The organism is Allobosea sp. MMO-172 (genome assembly GCF_037147855.1).
In the GTDB taxonomy this organism is placed as follows: Bacteria; Pseudomonadota; Alphaproteobacteria; order Rhizobiales; family Beijerinckiaceae; genus Allobosea.
The window spans coordinates 466,168-482,908 of sequence record NZ_JBBCUM010000001.1 but is presented as its reverse complement, the minus strand read 5'-3'; the positions used below and the strand labels follow the sequence as shown (position 1 = coordinate 482,908).

The window sequence follows — 16,741 nt, the reverse complement described above, 5'->3', positions numbered from 1 at the left end:
CGGGGATCAGAACGCCTCTTCCCAGTCGCGGCTCAACCGCATCGCGCAGTTGATCAGGCCGACATGCGAATAGGTCTGCGGGAAATTGCCCCAGAGTTCGCCGGTCTTCAGGTCGGCATCCTCCGAGAGCAGGCCGAAGCTGTTGCGTCGCTTCAGCACGCGCTCGAACAGCTCCTTGGCCTCGTCCCGGCGGCCGATCGCATTCAGCGCATCGACATACCAGAAGGCGCAGATCAGGAAGCCGGTATGCATATAGCCGAAATCGTCCTGCGTGGCGTAGCGCAGGAGGAGGTCGCCGCGCTTGAGATCGCGGCCGATCGCCTCGACGGTGGCGACGAAGCGGGCATCGTCCGGCTTGACGAAGCCGAGTTCGGCCAGCAACAGCAAGGTGGCGTCGAGGTCCTCGCCGCCGAAGGTCGAGACGAAATGGCCCTTCGTCTCGTTCCAGATCTGCTCTGCGATCGTGTTCTTCAGGCGCTTGGCCTCGCCCTTCCAGAACTCCTTGCGGTCGGCGCGCCCGAGCGTGCCGGCGATACGGGCGAGCCGGTCGCAGGCGGCCCAGCACATCACGCTGGAGAAGGAATGCACCGCCTCCTTCTCGCGCAGTTCCCACGGCCCGGCATCGGGCTTGTCGAAATAGGCGATGGCGAGCTCGCCCATGCGCTCGAGCTGCCCGAACAAGGCCTCCTTGCCGGGCTGGATCAGGCGGCGGTCGAAGAAGGAATGCGTCGCCGCCAGCACGACCGCGCCGTAGCCGTCGTTCTGGATCTGCACCGCCGCGCCATTGCCGAAGCGCACCGGCTGGTGCCCGCGATAGCCTGACAGGTTGCTGGCCTCGAACTCGACCAGCGTACCGCCGCGCGTGATCGGATAGAGCGGCGGCAGATGCTCGGCGCCGCTCTCCGAGAAGGTGTCGACGATATTGGTGATGAAGCCGAGATAATCCTCCATCGTCCGCGTCGTGCCGAGCCGGTTCAGCGCATGCACGACGAAATAGGCGTCGCGCAGCCAGCAATAGCGGTAGTCCCAGTTGCGCTGCGTGCCCGGCGCCTCCGGAATCGAGGTCGTCAAGGCCGCGACGATGGCGCCCGTCTCCTCGAAGGCGCAGAGCTTGAGCGTGATCGCGGCCCGGATCACCTCCTTCTGGTACTCGAAGGGGATCGAGAGCGAGCGCACCCAGTCGCGCCAGTAATCGGTGGTCTTGTCGAGGAACTCGCGCGAGGTCGTCTCGATCTCGGCGCGCAGAGCCTCGTCCGACCCGATGAAGAAGGAATAGGCCTGGTCGACGGCAAACGGCGTGCCCTCGACGACATAGGAGAGCGGTGCGTTCGTCGTCAGCCGGATCGTCTGGTCGGCGCCGACATAGCGGACATGGTTGGAGCCGCGCGTGATCTCGTCGGGCTCCTCGCCGATGCCGAGGCTGGGCTTGACCAGAACGCGGATGCGCGGCCGCCCGGAGACGCGGCGAACGCGGCGCACCAGCTGCGGCGGCCGGAAGAAGCGCTCGTAGCGCACGAAGCGCGGCGCGAAATCGAGGATCTCGATCGCATTGCCCTGGTCGTCCGAAAGCACGGAGGAGAGGATCGCGGTGTTGTCGAGATAGCCCTGCTCGCAGCGCGTCATGCCGACGAGCTCGATGCCGAAGAAGCCCTTTTCGGGCTCGGCATCGCCGTCCTCGGCCTGGTTGTCGATCAGCGAGCAGAAGACGGGGTCGCGGTCGAAGCGGGGAAAGCAGCCCCAGACGATGCGGGCGCGGCGGTCGATGAGGGCGGCGATCGAACAATTGCCGATCACGCCGAGGTCGAGCGAGGCGGAGTGATGCCCCGCGGTCGAGGTCGTAACGGTCATGGTCGGTCAGTCCTGCTTGAAGCTGGCAGCGGAAAGATGGCCGCTTTCGGCGGCTTCGAGAAGGATGTGCCGAAGTGCGGTGGGCGAGGCGAGGCGGCAGGTGGCATGGCTCTCGCGATCCGCGCCGATGCGCACGGAAACGCCGCCCATGGCGTTGACGGCCTCGAACCCGTCCTCGTCGGTGATGTCGTCGCCGATGAAGACCGGCTGGCGGCCGGCATAGGTCGGGGTCGCCATCAGCCAGGCGATGGCGCTGCCCTTGCTGGCCCCGGCGGGGACCAGTTCCGCGACGGACTTGCCCTCCTGCAGGCGCATGCCCGGCCCCATTCGCGCGGCGATGCCGCGCATCAGGGCCAGAGCCTCGTCCTCCAGCGCGGGGGCGAGGCGCCAATGCAGCGCGACGGAGATGCGCTTGTCCTCGACGATGATGCCGACATGGCTGTTGGCAAAGCGGACGAGATCGCGCAGCGCCTCGCGCATGCCCTCATGCGTATCGGCCTGCGAGCGGATCTCGTCATCGACGCGGATCTGGGCGCCGTGCAGCCCGGCGATGTCGAAGCGGTGCGGCGCCAGCACGCCGTCGAGAAAGCCGATCGGGCGGCCGGAGACGAGCGCCAGCGCGCCGCCGAGTTGCGCCCGCAGCGCCGTCAGCGCGGGAGCGACCCGCCGGTCGAGGCGAACATCGTCCGGCGAGGGCGCGATCTCGACCAATGTTCCGTCGAAATCGAGGAACAGAGCGATTTCGCGATGCGCGGGAGCGATCTCGCGGGAGCTTGCGGCGATATCGGGTTCGATCAAGGTCGTCATCATCTCGTATCTGGGCAGAGAAGGCGGCAGAAGAGCGGCCAAGCAGCCAGGGATATCCTTTTCTGTCTTATCGACGGGCGGCGGCCGCGTCGAAAATAGGGTTCGAGGGGTTGCCTCGATCTGTCGAAAGCCTACCATGGCGGTCGCGATTTCACCGCACGGCTGCCGCAGCGCTGCCATGTGACCGCGTCCGCACCACGGAAACATTACGCTTTCGGAAGCGTTCTGTTCCTGCCGCCGATGGCGAAATGCGGGCGGCCCCTGCCGGAGAATGCTCGTCCATGCGTCTTGTCATCGTTTCCAACCGCGTCACGATTCCCGATCGCCATGAAAAGGTGATGGCGGGAGGATTGGCGGTTGCCCTGCGCGAGGCGCTGGAGCAGCGGGGCGGGCTCTGGTTCGGCTGGAGCGGGGCCGTGAGCGAGGGTGCCTCGCCGCAGCTGCGGCAGGTCGAGCGTGGCAATGTCACCTATGCCGTGACCGATCTCAGCGAGGCCGAGCGCCAGAGCTATTATCTCGGCTTTTCGAACCGGGCGCTCTGGCCGCTGATGCATTACCGGCTCGGGCTGACCGAGTTCCAGCGCAGCGACTACATGGGCTATCTCGGCGTCAATCGCCGCTTCGCCCGCGCTCTTGCCGGGCTGATCAAGCCCGATGATCTGATCTGGATACACGACTATCATCTGATCCCGCTGGCGGCGGAGCTGCGCCGGCGCGGCGTCACCAACCGGATCGGCTATTTCCACCACATCCCCTGGCCGGCGGCCGATGTTGTCGGTGCCTTGCCTTTCAGCGCGACCTTGATCCGCACCATGGCGGCCTATGACCTCGTCGGCATGCAGACGGAGGTCGATGCCCGCAATCTGATCGGCGGGCTGGTGTCGCTCTGCGGCGCCCGGTCCGACGGCAAGCGCGTGCGGCTCGGCACGCGCGAGACGGCCGTGCAGGCCTTCCCGATCGGCATCGATGTCGAGGGCTTCCGCAAGCTGGCCGCCGCCTCCGCCCGCCAGGCGGCGACCCCTCTACGGGCCACGCGGGAATCGCTAGGCGAACGCAAGCTCGTCATCGGGGTCGACCGGCTCGACTACTCCAAGGGCATCGTGCAGCGCCTCGAAGCCTTCGGCGAGTTCCTGCGCAACCACCCCGAGGACCGCGGCCGGGTCAGCCTGTTGCAGATCGCGCCGCCCTCGCGCAGCGACGTGCCGGAATATGCCGAGCTCGACCGGCAGTCGGACGAGGTCGCCGGCCGCCTCAACGCCCAGCTCGGCGAATTCGACTGGACGCCGATCCGCGTGGTCAAGAAAGCCTATTCGCGCAAGGCGCTGGCGGGCTTCTACCGCCGCGCCCAGGTCGGGCTGGTCACGCCGATGCGCGACGGCATGAACCTCGTCGCCAAGGAATATGTCGCGGCGCAGGACCCGGCCGATCCCGGCGTGCTCGTGCTCTCGCGCTTCGCCGGGGCCGCCCAGCAGATGGGCGAGGCGCTGATCGTCAATCCCTTCGATTCCCATGAGGTGGCGGAGGCGATCCGCACCGCGCTGGCCATGCCGAAATCGGAGCGCATCCGCCGCTTCGAACGGCTCTACGCCATCATCGCCGCGACCGATATCGACTGGTGGACGCGGCAATATCTCGCGGCGTTGGCCGGAGAGGACGCCGCAACCGACTCCGCGGCCGTCGGCGAGGCGCGCAAGGAACCGCGCGCCGCCGTGCGGCGGGCAGGCCGCAGCGAGGCGCCGGCTGCGTCGTCGCCGCCTCAGGAAGCCGGTGTACGCAAGATGTCGGCAGGATCGCGCGGGAAGCGGAGCGCTGCGAGGGGCTCTCATCTCGCTCTGGTGCGACCTTGAGACTTGGCGCTCGGGTCCGGAAAACGACCGAAATCTTGGGGTGATGCTGCGTGGCCCTTTCGCGGGCCTTGCCGAATAAGGTCTTTCGTCGCTAGAAGGCAGCAGGGCCGGAGTGGGCGACTCAGGGTCCGGACAGGCATCGTATTGTCGATGGCTGAGGAGGCGGGCGGAGGGCTGAGATCGATGCGAGGCGCTCTCGGAGGACCGGGCGTTCTGTTGCGCCGTCTCCGCGAGGTCATGGCGGCATCGATCAGCCCGCAGGAGCGGCTGGATCGCCTCGTCGTCCTGATCGCCGGCAATCTCGTCGCCGAGGTCTGCTCCGTCTATGTCCTGCGCGAGGACGGCTCGCTCGAACTCTACGCCACCGAAGGCCTCAACCGCGAGGCGGTCCACCTCACCACCATGCGCGCGGGCGAAGGTCTCGTCGGCCTGATCGCGAGCGAGGCCGAGCCGTTGGCCTTGTCGGATGCGCAGGCGCATCCCTCCTTCTCCTACCGTCCGGAAACGGGCGAAGAGGTGTATCGCTCCTTCCTCGGCGTGCCGATCCTGCGCGGTGGCGCCGTGATGGGCGTGCTCGTCATCCAGAACCGCGCTTCGCGGCTCTATTCCGACGACGAGATCGAGACCCTCCAGACCACCGCCATGCTGATGGCGGAGATGATCGCGGCCGGCGGCCTCAAGTCGCTGGCGGCGCCGGGCGCCTCGATCGGCCTCGACAGACCGATCCACGGCGTCGGCGTGGCGCTGGCCGATGGCGTCGGCCTCGGCCATGCCGTGCTGCACGAGCCGCGCGTCGCGATCACCAACCTCATCGCCGAGAACCCGGCCGCCGAAGTCGGCCGGCTCGAAGCGGCCATCGGCGAGATGCGCGCCTCGATCGACGAACTGGTCGAGCGCGGCGACGTCGCCCATACCGGCGAGCATCGCGACGTGCTCGAAACCTTCCGCATGTTCGCCCATGACCAGGGTTGGCTGCGCCGCATGCGCGAGGTCGTGATGACCGGCCTCACCGCCGAGGCGGCGGTCGAGCGCGTCCAGTCCGACACCCGTGCCAAGATGTTGCGCCAGACCGACCCTTATCTGCGCGAGCGGCTGCATGATCTCGACGATCTCGCCAACCGCCTGCTGCGCACGCTGGTCGGCAAGGGCAATGGCGTCGCCCGCGAGAACCTGCCGGAGAACGCCATCCTCGTCGCCCGCTCGATGGGGCCGGCGGCGCTGCTCGACTATGACCGCGCCCATCTGCGCGGGCTCGTGCTGGAGGAGGGCGGGCCGACCAGCCATATCGCCATCGTCGCCCGCGCGCTCGGCATTCCGGCCGTCGGCGAGGTCGTCAACGCGACGGCGCTGGTCGAGGCCGGCGATGCCATCATCGTCGACGGCCAGGCCGGCGAGGTGCAGATCCGCCCGCAGCCCGATGTCGAGAACGCCTACAAGGACAAGGCGCGGCTGCGCGCCCGCAAGCAGAAGCAGTACCAGAAGCTCAAGGAGCTGCCGGCGGTCACCCGCGATGGGGTCGACATCACCTTGCAGATCAATGCGGGCCTCATCGTCGACATGCCGAATATCGAGGCGACCGCCGCCTCCGGCATCGGCCTGTTCCGCACCGAGCTGCAGTTCATGGTGGCGCAACACATGCCGACCACCGGCGAGCAGCAGGCGCTCTATGCCGCCGTCTTGGAAGCCGCGGCGGAATTGCCGGTCACCTTCCGCACGCTCGATATCGGTGGCGACAAGGTGTTGCCCTATATGGAGCGCGTCGAGGAGGAGAATCCGGCGCTCGGCTGGCGGGCGATCCGCATCGGCCTCGACAAGCCGCGTCTGCTCAGGGCGCAGGTGCGCGCCATGCTGCGGGCCGGCGCCGGCCGCGACCTCAAGATCATGCTGCCGATGGTCGCGACCACCGAGGAGTTCCGCCGCGCCCGCATGATCATCCGCCGCGAGCAGGCCATGCTGGAGAAGCAGGGCGTGACGCCGCCGCGCGACCTCCGGGTCGGCGTCATGGTCGAGGTGCCCTCGCTGCTCTTCGAATTGCCGGAGATTGCGCGCGAGGCCGATTTCCTCTCGATCGGCACCAACGACCTGATGCAGTTCCTCTTCGCGGCCGATCGCGAGAACAAGCGCGTCGCCGATCGCTTCGATCCGCTCGGCGTCGGCCCGTTGCGGGCGCTCCGGCGCATCGTCGAGGCGGCGGCCGAGACCGGCTGCCCGGTCACCGTCTGCGGCGAGATGGGCGGCAAGCCGCTGGAGACCATGGCCCTGATCGGCCTGGGCTATCGCGGCTTCTCGATGTCGGCGGCATCGATCGGGCCGGTCAAGGCGATGCTGCGTGCGCTCGATGCCGGCAAATTGCGCGAGCGCATGGACTGGATGCTGGCCTCGCCGGAAGGCGCCACCAATCTGCGCCCGCAGCTCGCGGCCTTCGCGACCGAGTTCAAGGTCCCGGTCTAGCGACGCTGCTTCCGTCGCTGCTGCCGCTTTTTCCTTTCGTTTCACGAGTTCGTTGAATGTCCCTCCAGCTTCCCCAGGATCGTCTCGACGTCATCGTGGCGCGCCATGCCGCCGCGACCGATGAGATCAGCCATGCGAGCGAGGCGGCGCGCACCGTCGAGCTCGCGAAGGAGCTGGCCGAGCTCGATCCGGTCGTCGCGGCGATCGCCTCCTGGCGGCAGGCGCAGGTCGCGCTGGAGGAAGCCGAGGCGCTGATCGCCGATCCCGCGACCGATGCCGAGTTCCGCGACCTCGCTTATGAGGAGCGCGATACCGCCCGCGCCGAAATCGAGGCGCGTGCCCGCGAGATCTTGGTGGCCCTGCTGCCGAAGGATGCTGCCGACGAGCGCGGCGTCATCCTCGAAATCCGGGCCGGCACCGGTGGTGATGAGGCCTCGCTCTTCGCCGGCGATCTCCTGCGCATGTATCAGCGTCATGCGGCCCAGAAGGGCTGGAGCGTCGATATTCTCTCCGAGAGCGAAGGCACGGTCGGCGGCTTCAAGGAGGTCATCGCCGAGATCAACGGGCGCGGCGTCTATGCCCGGCTCAAATTCGAATCCGGCGTCCACCGCGTCCAGCGCGTGCCGGATACCGAGGCGAGCGGGCGCATCCATACCTCTGCCGCGACGGTCGCGACCTTGCCGCTGGCGACCGATGTCGATGTTACCCTGAACGATGCCGATATCCGCATCGACACACTGCGCTCGGGTGGCGCCGGTGGCCAGCACGTCAACAAGACCGAATCGGCGGTGCGCCTGACCCATATCCCGACCAATACGGTCGTACTGGTCCAGGACGAGCGCTCGCAGCACAAGAACAAGGCACGGGCCTATGAATTGCTGCGCGCCAAACTCTTCGACATGGAGCGCCTGCGCATCGATGCCGAGCGCTCGGCGGACCGGCGTTCGCAGGTCGGCTCCGGCGACCGTTCGGAGCGCATCCGCACCTACAATTTCCCGCAGGGGCGCGTGACGGACCACCGCATCAATCTCACGCTCTACAAGCTCGACGAGATGATGCAGGGCCTCGTTCTCGATGAGATCATCGATGCGCTCACCGCCGAGCATCAGGCGAAGCTGCTGGCGGCCGAGGGCATGGCGTGAGGCGGGCGCGATGAAACCAAAATCGCCATCCCGCGTTGATAAGGCATCGACACCAGCGAAGGGGGGACCCTCTCATGATCAAGATGTTCTCGACGATAGCGGTGACCGGTCTGATGGCGCTGGCGATGAGCGGCGTCTCGCAGGCGCAGGAGCGCACGTTCAAGAGGATCACCGCAGGCCAGCCGGCCGCGCTTCAGGGCGCGATGACGCAGTCGCAGGCGCGCAAGGCCTGCCGTCTGGAGCTGGCCGGGACCCGCGAAAGCAAGGCCTCGATCAACAAGAAGATGAGGACCTGCATGGACCTGAAGATGAACGGCAACTAGCCGCCGCTTCGGGGATGGCGAAGCCCGAAATCGGCTTCGCTGGAAACGCACGAGGGGAGGGCGCCGTGCCGACCGTCAGGGAGGCGCGGCGTCTTCTTGCGCAAAGCCTCATGCGCGCGGGCTCGACCAGCCCCGGGCTCGATGCGCGGCTGCTGGTCGAGGGCAGTCTCGGCGTCGAGAACGCCGATCCCGACCTGATCCTACCCCCTGAAGCGCTCGCCCGGCTGGACGATTTCGCGGCGCGGCGCGCCGCTGGCGAGCCCGTCTGGCGCATTCTCGGCGAGCGCGAATTCTGGGGGCTGCCCTTCCGTCTGTCGCCCGCGACGCTGGAGCCGCGCCCCGATAGCGAAACGATCGTCGAGACGGCTTTGGCCCAGTTCGCCGGACGCCGCGAGGAGACGTTGAAGCTGCTCGACCTCGGCACCGGCACCGGCTGCCTGCTGATCGCGCTTCTCAGCGAGCTGCCGCGAGCGCGTGGCATCGGCATCGACCTGTCGGACGAGGCCTGCCGGACCGCTGCGGCGAATGCCGCCCTCAACGGCGTCGATGATCGCGTGACTTTCCGGCAGGGTAGCTGGACTGCGGGTCTGACCGGCCGCTTCGACCTGATCGTCTCGAACCCGCCCTATATCCCCTCGGCGGAGATCGCGACGCTGTCCGTCGAGGTGCGCGAGCACGATCCGCTGCTTGCGCTGGATGGCGGTGCCGACGGACTCGGGCCCTATCGCCTTTTCGCCACGGCCTTGCCGCCGCTGCTGGCGCCCGGCGGCGTCATCGTTTTCGAAATCGGTGCGGGGCAGGGGCCGGATGTCGTCGCCCTGATGCGGGCGGGCGGGCTTGAATTCCGCGGCAGCCGCAATGATCTCGGAGGGCATGAGCGGGCGTTGATCTTCATGCTCGCTTGAGAATGCACAGGCTTTTGGTCGATTTCGCTTGGAGAAGCAGCCAAAAGCAGCTATGCAGCATCCAGCCGAAGCTGGTGGCGTCAGAGCCGGGCCTCTGGGCAGTTCCCGATCGTACAGGATTGCTCTTGAGTTCGGCATCGTTTGCGGGCGTGTTCCCGGGGCGATGCAGCTGACAAGCCGGATGGAGCCCCGAAGGCGCGTGGCGCCGATCGGCTCATGGGGTTGAAACCCCCTTTTTGGAAAAGAGCGCGTGAAGACCAGGAACGGCGTATCGCCCCTTCAGGTCACCTTCGTCCGACACAGCGTCGCAACCCGCTGTGCTTCGCAACGCGCATGACGGCACCACGGTTGCTTTGAACACAGAAGCGCGAGACAGACGCGAATGAGACCAGGTCAGAACCGGCGTATGCGCGGCCGCAACAATAACGGCGGCGGCAACAATAACGGCAACCGCAAATCTCCCAATCCGTTGCAGCGTAGCTACGAATCCAACGGCCCGGACGTAAAGGTTCGCGGCACGGCGCAGCATGTCGCCGAGAAATATCTGCAGCTTGCTCGTGACGCCCAGTCTTCGGGCGATACCGTCGCTGCCGAGAGCTATTTCCAGTACGCCGAGCACTACTACCGCATCCTGCTCGCGGCGCAGGAGCAGATGGCTCAGCAGTTCGGCCATTCCTTCCCGCCGAATCGCGCCTTCGTCGAGGATGCGGACGAGGGCGAGGAAGAGGGCGACGAGGAAGGCCAGTCCTTCCAGCCCGGCGCCGGCCCGCAGCCGGAGATGCGTTCCAACGGCTATGGCAATCCCAATGGCTATAACGGCCATGGCGGCGGCCAGCGTGCCGAGGGCGAGGGCGGCGAGGGCCAGCAGCAGGGCGGCCAGCGCTTCGACCGCAACAATCGTCGCGAGCGTTTCAACAACGACCGCAACAACAATAACAACGAGCGCCGTTTCGACCGTCAGGATCGTGGCGAGCGTCGTTTCGACCGCAATGCCGAAGGCGGCCAGGGCGCTCCCGGCGGTTATGCGCCGCGTCCCGACGCGCCGCGCTCCGACATCCCGGTCAGCGAGGGCGGCGCCGTCGAGGCGGCTCCGGAGCAGGCCCAGGGCGAACAGCGCCGCTTCGAGCGTCCCGAGCGGAGCGAGCGTCCCCAGCGCGAGCGCCGTCCGCGCCGCGAGCGTGAGGTCGAGGCCGATGCGGGCGATGACGTCGCCGCCGCGCTGCCCTCCTTCCTGACCAACCCCGTGCGCGTTGTTGCGTCGGAGCCGGTCGAAGCCCCCGTCGCCGAGCCGGCTGCCGCGGCTGAGCCTGCCGAGGAGGCTGCTCCGAAGCGTACCCGCCGTCGCCGCTCGCCCCGCGAGGTCATGGATGCGCTGGGTTCGGAGACGGATAGCTCGGCCGAGTAAGCCCCACGCTATCAGGCATTAAATATGGAAAAGGGCCCATTCGGGCCCTTTTTCTTTATCTGCGCCGATCAGGCGATGCCGAGTTCGACCGGCGCGTCCGCAACGGTCAGGCTGTCGCCCTCGACCAGCGCGCCGGCCGTGAGGATGCGGCAATAGATGCCGCAATCGACATGGCCGTAATTCTTCATCAGTGCCTTGGGGATCTGCATGTCGCGCGCGCCGGTGTCTGGGTCGACATTGGTCGCCGCGCAGCGTTCGATCCGCTTGATCACTTGCAGGCGCAGGCCGCCGGGCCCGGTCAGCTCGCGGTCGACGAGATCGTTCTCGGCCCAGGGCGCGAGCCCGCTCACCATCAGGTTGCCGCGGAAGCGCAGGGGATCGACGGGCTGTCCAAGGCGCACTTCGAGGTCGGCGACGCTGGCGAGATTGATGATCGAGAGGAAGCCGGAGCGCGAATCCATGAAGCGATAGGTCGGAGGCGCCGTCAGCAGCTTCGGCTCGCCGCGCAGTTCCTCGGGCATGAAGTCGGAGAAGAACCGCGAGATCGCGGCGTGGCCTTCGTCGCTGGCGGTTGCTGCGCGCAACACTTCCTGCCCGTTCTCGTGGATGACGAGATCGCCGCTGACATCGTCGTAGCGGGTCCTGAGCCGGGCGAGCGACTCGTTGCGCATCAGCATGAGGTATTTGATCTTGGGCTGATGCACGGGCTCGGCCGGATCGAAGCCGGAGGGGCCGTTCTCGATGGCGAAAAGCCTGTCGCCCGGGAAGAAGCCGCCGGCCGGCAAGGCCGCCCGCTTCAGCCTCTCCGGCGAGAGGCCCTTCACGGGGTAGCGGTAGAGCGTTTCGATGCGCATGGTCGGGTCCGGCTAAGGCAAGGTTGGGCGGACCATAGCCGTACCAGGCGGTCCTGACAGATCAAATTCTGTATCCGTTTCGATCAATCGGATGTGTCGTCTTCGCCATCGCTGACCGAGCGCTGGCAGCCCCAGCCCGCGAGCACGGCGTCGGTATCGTCGGCGACGAAGAAGCGGGCGGCGTCGCGGTCGTAGCCTTCGCCCAGCAGCCGCTCGTAATCGGTATGGACATGGCGGACATGGCTGCCGAGCGCCAGCCAGAGCGCGGTCGAGGGCGGTAGGTCCTTCATGTGACGCCGCTCCGCCAGCGTGACCACGGCCTCGGCGTCGGAGAGCGGAATGCCGGGCGCCAGCGCCCTCAGTGACTTCCGAATCGCCTGCTGTCGCTTGGTCCCGGCCATGCCCGATCTGCGCCTGCCCTTTGCGCCAGGTCAATTCTGGGGCGGGCCTCTTCCGTTGCGCGAAAGCAACACTATCTTGGAGGGCGAGGGGCGGCCCATCGCGGCGCCCCATCCTGATGAAAGGGCAGCAGGATCACGTTGCTACGGGGCGTGGCCTGCGGGCGGAGTGACTTGAATGAACATTGAGAAATATACCGATCGGGCGAAGGGCTTTCTCCAGGCGGCGCAGACGATCGCCTTGCGGGAGGGGAACCAGCAGTTCACCCCCGAGCATCTTCTGAAGGCTTTGCTCGACGACAATGAAGGCATGGCGGCTGGTCTGATCGACCGGGCCGGCGGCCAGTCGCGCGTCGCATTGCAGCTCGTCGACCAGGCCTTGGCCAAGCTCCCGAAGGTTTCGGGTGGCTCCGGCGGCCTCAACCTGACGCCGGGCCTCGCGCGCGTCTTCGACACTGCCGAAAAGGCGGCCGAGAAGGCCGGCGACTCGTTCGTCACGGTCGAGCGGCTTTTGCTCGCGCTCGCGATCGAGAAGGACAGCGAGGCCGGCAAGGCCCTGTCGAAGGCCGGCGTGACGCCGCAGGCGCTGAATGCTGCGATCGAGGCGATCCGCAAGGGCCGCACCGCCGATTCCGCTTCGGCCGAGCAGGCCTATGACGCGCTGAAGAAATACGCCCGCGACCTCACCGCCGCGGCGCGCGAGGGCAAGCTCGACCCGGTCATCGGCCGCGACGAGGAGATCCGCCGCACGATCCAGGTTTTGTCGCGCCGGACCAAGAACAATCCCGTCCTGATCGGCGAGCCCGGCGTCGGCAAGACCGCCATCGCCGAGGGCCTCGCGCTGCGCATCGTCAATGGCGACGTGCCCGAGAGCCTGAAGGACAAGGAGTTGCTCGCGCTCGACATGGGCTCGCTCATCGCCGGCGCGAAATATCGCGGCGAGTTCGAGGAGCGGCTGAAGGCGGTGCTGACCGAGGTCTCGTCCTCGGATGGCGGCGTCATCCTGTTCATCGACGAGATGCATACCCTCGTCGGCGCCGGCAAGACCGACGGCGCGATGGATGCCTCGAACCTGCTGAAGCCTGCCCTGGCGCGCGGCGAACTGCACTGCGTCGGCGCGACCACGCTCGACGAGTACCGCAAGTATGTCGAGAAGGACGCGGCTCTGGCGCGGCGCTTCCAGCCGGTTTTCGTCGAGGAGCCGACGGTCGAGGACACCATCTCGATCCTGCGCGGCCTGAAGGAGAAGTATGAGCAGCATCACCGCGTCCGCATCACGGATTCGGCGCTGGTCTCGGCTGCGACCCTGTCGAACCGCTACATCACCGACCGCTTCCTGCCGGACAAGGCGATCGACCTCGTCGACGAGGCCGGGGCGCGCCTGCGCATGCAGGTCGACTCGAAGCCCGAGGAGCTGGATTCGATCGATCGCGAGATCGTCCGTCTCAAGATCGAGCAGGAGGCGCTCAAGAAGGAGAGCGACGCCGGCTCGAAGGAGCGGTTGAAGCGGCTCGAAGCCGAATTGGCCGATCTGGAGACGCGTTCCGGCACCATCACGGCCAAGTGGAAGGCCGAGAAGGACAAGCTCGGCCACGCAGCGGAGATCAAGACCAAGCTCGACAACGCTCGCAACGAGCTCGCTCAGGCGCAGCGCAAGGGCGAATACCAGCGCGCGGGCGAGCTTGCCTATGGCGAGATCCCGCAGCTCGAGAAGCGTCTGGCCGAGATCGAGGAGAAGGGCGAGAGCGCCGGCATGGTCGAAGAAGCGGTGACGCCCGATCACGTCGCTGCCGTCGTCTCGCGCTGGACCGGCGTGCCGGTCGATCGGATGCTGGAAGGCGAGAAGGAGAAGCTGCTCCGCATGGAGGAGGTTCTCGGTGCTCGCGTCGTTGGGCAGAAGGAAGCGGTGGAGGCGGTCTCGACCGCGGTCCGTCGCGCTCGCGCCGGCCTGCAGGACCCGAACCGTCCGATCGGCTCCTTCATGTTCCTCGGCCCCACCGGCGTCGGCAAGACCGAATTGACCAAGGCACTGGCCTCGTTCCTGTTCGACGACGACACGGCGCTCGTGCGCATCGACATGTCCGAGTACATGGAGAAGCACTCGGTCGCCCGGCTGATCGGCGCGCCTCCCGGCTATGTCGGCTATGAGGAGGGTGGGGCGCTGACGGAGGCCGTGCGGCGCCGGCCCTATCAGGTCGTGCTCTTCGACGAGGTCGAGAAGGCGCATCCGGACGTGTTCAACGTCCTGCTGCAGGTGCTCGACGACGGCCGTCTGACTGATGGCCAGGGCCGCACCGTCGATTTCCGCAACGTGCTGATCATCATGACCTCGAATCTCGGTTCGGAGTTCCTGGTGAACCAGCCCGAAGGGCAGGACAGCGACGCGGTTCGCGACGAGGTTATGGGCGTGGTCCGCCACGCCTTCCGGCCCGAATTCCTGAACCGGATCGACGACATCATCCTGTTCCATCGCCTGCGGCGGAAGGACATGGACGCGATCGTCGACATCCAGATGGCGCGGCTCCAGAAGCTGCTGACCGACCGCAAGATCACGCTCGAGCTCTCGAAGGAGGCGCGCGAGTGGCTGGCCGACAAGGGCTACGACCCGGCCTATGGCGCGCGCCCGCTGAAGCGCGTGATCCAGAAATCGGTGCAGGACCCGCTGGCGGAAGCGATCCTCGCGGGCGACATCGTCGATGGCGAGGATGTGCCGATCACCGTCGGTCCGGGTTCGCTGATGCTGGGCTCGGTCGCGGCCGTGAAGGAAAAGCGGCCGGCTGGCGTGGCGTTGAACTGATCGCCGTTTCCCTTCTCCCCTTGGGGGAGAAGGTGTCTGCGGAGCAGACGGATGAGGGGAGGGTCGCGAAAGCGGCCCTTTTCTTTTGTCTGGCGCGCTGCCCTCATCCGTCAGCGCTTCGCGCTGCCACCTTCTCCCCCGAGGGGAGAAGGATTTACCTCCGCTTCAGCAGGAACACCGCCTGTGCGCCGAACAGATTCCAGAACCACCAGGGCGCGTTGACGCCGACCCGTCCGCCGGCTGCGTCGAGCGCGACCGCGCGCTCCTTGCGGGCGCCGATCTGGTCGCACAGCGTCACGAAATCCCGGATCGTGCAGAAATGGATATTGGGCGTGTCCCACCAGGCATAGGGCAGGGAGTCCGTCACCGGCATCCGTCCCTGGAAGAAGACTTGGCTGCGCATCCGCCAATGCCCGAAATTCGGGAAGGAGACGATGGCGTGCCGGCCGATGCGCAGCATCTGCTCCAGCACGAGCCGCGGATTGCGCGTCGCCTGGATCGTCTGGGAGAGGATGACGTAGTCGAAGCTATCGTCCGGGTAGTCGGCAAGGTCGGTATCGGCGTCGCCCTGGATCACCGAGAGCCCGCGCGCGACGCAATCGGCCACGCCCTCGCGCGACAATTCGATGCCGCGCGCATCGACCTGCCGGCTCTCGGCCAGCAGCGCGAGCAGGGCACCGTCGCCGCAGCCGACATCGAGCACGCGCGTGCCGGGCTGCACCATCTCGGCGACGAGCCGGAGGTCGATGCGGTTGGTCTGGTTGTCGCTGAAGGCCATGGTCTAAAGTCCGCGTGCCCGGGCCGCCGCGCCGATGAAGCCGCGCGTCGTGGCGAAGAGATTGGGCTCTTCCAGCAGGAAGGCGTCGTGCCCCTTGTCGCTCTCCAGCTCGACGAAGGAGACCGAGGCGCCGGCCGCGTTGAGCGCGTGCACGATCGCGCGCGAATCCGCCGTCGGGAACAGCCAGTCAGAAGTGAAGGAGGCCACGCAGAAGCGGGTCTTCGTGCCGGTGAAGGCCCGCGCCAGCACGCCGTCATGATCGGCAGCCAGGTCGAAATAATCCATCGCGCGCGTGACATAGAGATAGGAATTGGCGTCGAAGCGCTCGACGAAGCTCAGGCCCTGATGGCGCAGATAGCTCTCGACCTGGAAATCCGCGTCGAAGGAGAAGGTCGGCGCCGCCCGGTCCTGCAATTTGCGGCCGAACTTGCGGTGCAGCGCCTGCTCCGAGAGATAGGTGATATGCGCGCCCATCCGCGCGACCGACAATCCCTTGGCCGGGCGCGTGCCTTCTTCGAGATAGCGCCCCTGCCGCCATTCCGGATCGGCCATCACCGCCTGCCGGCCGACTTCGTGGAAGGCGATGTTCTGGGCCGAGTGCTTGGCGCCGGTCGCGAGCGGCAGCGCCGAGAAGACGCGGTTCGGATAGCTCGCGGCCCATTGCAGCACCTGCATGCCGCCCATTGAGCCGCCGGCGACGCAGAACAGCGTCTCGATGCCCAGGGAGTCGATGAGCGCTGCCTGCGCCCGCACCATGTCGCGGATGGTGACGATCGGGAAGGACAGGCCCCAGGGCTTGCCCGTGGCCGGATTGGTCGAGGCCGGGCCTGTGGTGCCGGTGCAGCCGCCGATCACATTGGCGCAGATCACGAAATAGCGGTCGGTCTCGATCGGCTTGCCCGGCCCGATCATCGCCGTCCACCAGCCGCCCTTGCCGGTGATCGGGTTGCGGCTCGCGACATACTGGTCGCCGGTCAGGGCATGGCAGACCAGCACCGCGTTCGATTTCTCGGCGTTCAACGTGCCGTAGGTCTGGTAGGCGATCTGCCAGTGGTCCAGCACCACGCCGCAATCCATCAGCAGGGGCGTGTCGGGCCCGAAGCGCGCGACCGGGCTGGAGGGCTCGTTCGCCTCCTTCTGCGGATCGGCCAGGCTGGGGGAGAGATCTCTCATGTCGTCCGCTTCG

General features: G+C 67.0%; 13 protein-coding genes. 7 read left to right on the top strand and 6 right to left on the bottom strand.

The window, feature by feature from the left end; translation table 11 throughout:
- Positions 1-6: 6 nt before the first annotated feature.
- Positions 7-1,848 (bottom strand): glycoside hydrolase family 15 protein, encoded by a 1,842-nt coding sequence (locus WFK61_RS02240; RefSeq protein ID WP_336809899.1) that lies wholly within the window; start codon positions 1,846-1,848, stop codon positions 7-9.
- 6 nt (positions 1,849-1,854) lie between these two features.
- Positions 1,855-2,658: a trehalose-phosphatase gene (gene otsB, locus WFK61_RS02235; protein ID WP_336809898.1), complete on the bottom strand. Its 804-nt coding sequence runs from the start codon at positions 2,656-2,658 to the stop codon at positions 1,855-1,857.
- 278 nt (positions 2,659-2,936) lie between these two features.
- Between otsB and WFK61_RS02230 the strand changes: the two genes are divergently transcribed.
- The 6 genes from WFK61_RS02230 (at position 2,937) to WFK61_RS02205 (ending at position 10,728) form a co-directional block, all read left to right on the top strand.
- Entirely contained in the window at positions 2,937-4,502 is a 1,566-nt protein-coding gene (locus tag WFK61_RS02230) for an alpha,alpha-trehalose-phosphate synthase (UDP-forming) (RefSeq protein ID WP_336809897.1), read from the top strand.
- A gap of 183 nt (positions 4,503-4,685) precedes the next feature.
- Entirely contained in the window at positions 4,686-6,953 is a 2,268-nt protein-coding gene (gene ptsP, locus WFK61_RS02225; protein ID WP_336809896.1) for a phosphoenolpyruvate--protein phosphotransferase, read from the top strand.
- 56 nt (positions 6,954-7,009) lie between these two features.
- Entirely contained in the window at positions 7,010-8,095 is a 1,086-nt protein-coding gene (gene prfA, locus WFK61_RS02220; RefSeq protein ID WP_336809895.1) for a peptide chain release factor 1, read from the top strand.
- A gap of 74 nt (positions 8,096-8,169) precedes the next feature.
- Positions 8,170-8,418, top strand: coding sequence for a hypothetical protein (locus tag WFK61_RS02215; RefSeq protein WP_336809894.1), 249 nt, complete (start codon positions 8,170-8,172; stop codon positions 8,416-8,418).
- Positions 8,419-8,483: 65 nt separating this feature from the next.
- Positions 8,484-9,323: a peptide chain release factor N(5)-glutamine methyltransferase gene (gene prmC / locus WFK61_RS02210; RefSeq protein ID WP_336809893.1), complete on the top strand. Its 840-nt coding sequence runs from the start codon at positions 8,484-8,486 to the stop codon at positions 9,321-9,323.
- Positions 9,324-9,729: 406 nt separating this feature from the next.
- The gene (locus WFK61_RS02205; RefSeq protein ID WP_336809892.1) at positions 9,730-10,728 is read left to right on the top strand and encodes a DUF4167 domain-containing protein; all 999 of its coding nucleotides are present in this window, start codon (positions 9,730-9,732) and stop codon (positions 10,726-10,728) included.
- A 68-nt stretch (positions 10,729-10,796) separates the two neighbouring features.
- On the opposite strand, the gene WFK61_RS02200 is transcribed toward WFK61_RS02205, so the two are convergent.
- Together WFK61_RS02200 and WFK61_RS02195 are read right to left on the bottom strand one after the other, a co-directional pair.
- Positions 10,797-11,582 carry an MOSC domain-containing protein gene (locus WFK61_RS02200; RefSeq protein WP_336809891.1) on the bottom strand — a complete coding sequence of 262 codons (786 nt, stop codon included), beginning with the start codon at positions 11,580-11,582 and terminating at the stop codon, positions 10,797-10,799.
- A gap of 83 nt (positions 11,583-11,665) precedes the next feature.
- The gene (locus WFK61_RS02195; RefSeq protein WP_336809890.1) at positions 11,666-11,983 is read right to left on the bottom strand and encodes a DUF2293 domain-containing protein; all 318 of its coding nucleotides are present in this window, start codon (positions 11,981-11,983) and stop codon (positions 11,666-11,668) included.
- A 175-nt stretch (positions 11,984-12,158) separates the two neighbouring features.
- Between WFK61_RS02195 and clpB the strand changes: the two genes are divergently transcribed.
- The gene (clpB, locus tag WFK61_RS02190) at positions 12,159-14,777 is read left to right on the top strand and encodes an ATP-dependent chaperone ClpB (RefSeq protein ID WP_336809889.1); all 2,619 of its coding nucleotides are present in this window, start codon (positions 12,159-12,161) and stop codon (positions 14,775-14,777) included.
- Positions 14,778-14,931: 154 nt separating this feature from the next.
- Here clpB and metW read toward each other — a convergent pair whose 3' ends face one another.
- Together metW and metX are read right to left on the bottom strand one after the other, a co-directional pair.
- Positions 14,932-15,555, bottom strand: coding sequence for a methionine biosynthesis protein MetW (metW, locus tag WFK61_RS02185; protein WP_336809888.1), 624 nt, complete (start codon positions 15,553-15,555; stop codon positions 14,932-14,934).
- Between the two features lie 3 nt (positions 15,556-15,558).
- Positions 15,559-16,728 (bottom strand): homoserine O-acetyltransferase MetX, encoded by a 1,170-nt coding sequence (gene metX, locus WFK61_RS02180; RefSeq protein ID WP_336809887.1) that lies wholly within the window; start codon positions 16,726-16,728, stop codon positions 15,559-15,561.
- Between the last annotated feature and the right edge of the window lie 13 nt (positions 16,729-16,741).

Coding starts and splice junctions, on each gene's coding strand:
- WFK61_RS02200 (WP_336809891.1), bottom strand. CDS start 11,582: ATGCGCATCGAAACGCTCTACCGCTACCCCGTGAAGGGCCTCTCGCCG.
- metW (WP_336809888.1), bottom strand. CDS start 15,555: ATGGCCTTCAGCGACAACCAGACCAACCGCATCGACCTCCGGCTCGTC.
- metX (WP_336809887.1), bottom strand. CDS start 16,728: ATGAGAGATCTCTCCCCCAGCCTGGCCGATCCGCAGAAGGAGGCGAAC.
- WFK61_RS02195 (WP_336809890.1), bottom strand. CDS start 11,983: ATGGCCGGGACCAAGCGACAGCAGGCGATTCGGAAGTCACTGAGGGCG.
- WFK61_RS02205 (WP_336809892.1), top strand. CDS start 9,730: ATGCGCGGCCGCAACAATAACGGCGGCGGCAACAATAACGGCAACCGC.
- otsB (WP_336809898.1), bottom strand. CDS start 2,658: ATGATGACGACCTTGATCGAACCCGATATCGCCGCAAGCTCCCGCGAG.
- WFK61_RS02240 (WP_336809899.1), bottom strand. CDS start 1,848: ATGACCGTTACGACCTCGACCGCGGGGCATCACTCCGCCTCGCTCGAC.
- WFK61_RS02215 (WP_336809894.1), top strand. CDS start 8,170: ATGATCAAGATGTTCTCGACGATAGCGGTGACCGGTCTGATGGCGCTG.
- clpB (WP_336809889.1), top strand. CDS start 12,159: ATGAACATTGAGAAATATACCGATCGGGCGAAGGGCTTTCTCCAGGCG.
- WFK61_RS02230 (WP_336809897.1), top strand. CDS start 2,937: ATGCGTCTTGTCATCGTTTCCAACCGCGTCACGATTCCCGATCGCCAT.
- ptsP (WP_336809896.1), top strand. CDS start 4,686: ATGCGAGGCGCTCTCGGAGGACCGGGCGTTCTGTTGCGCCGTCTCCGC.
- prfA (WP_336809895.1), top strand. CDS start 7,010: ATGTCCCTCCAGCTTCCCCAGGATCGTCTCGACGTCATCGTGGCGCGC.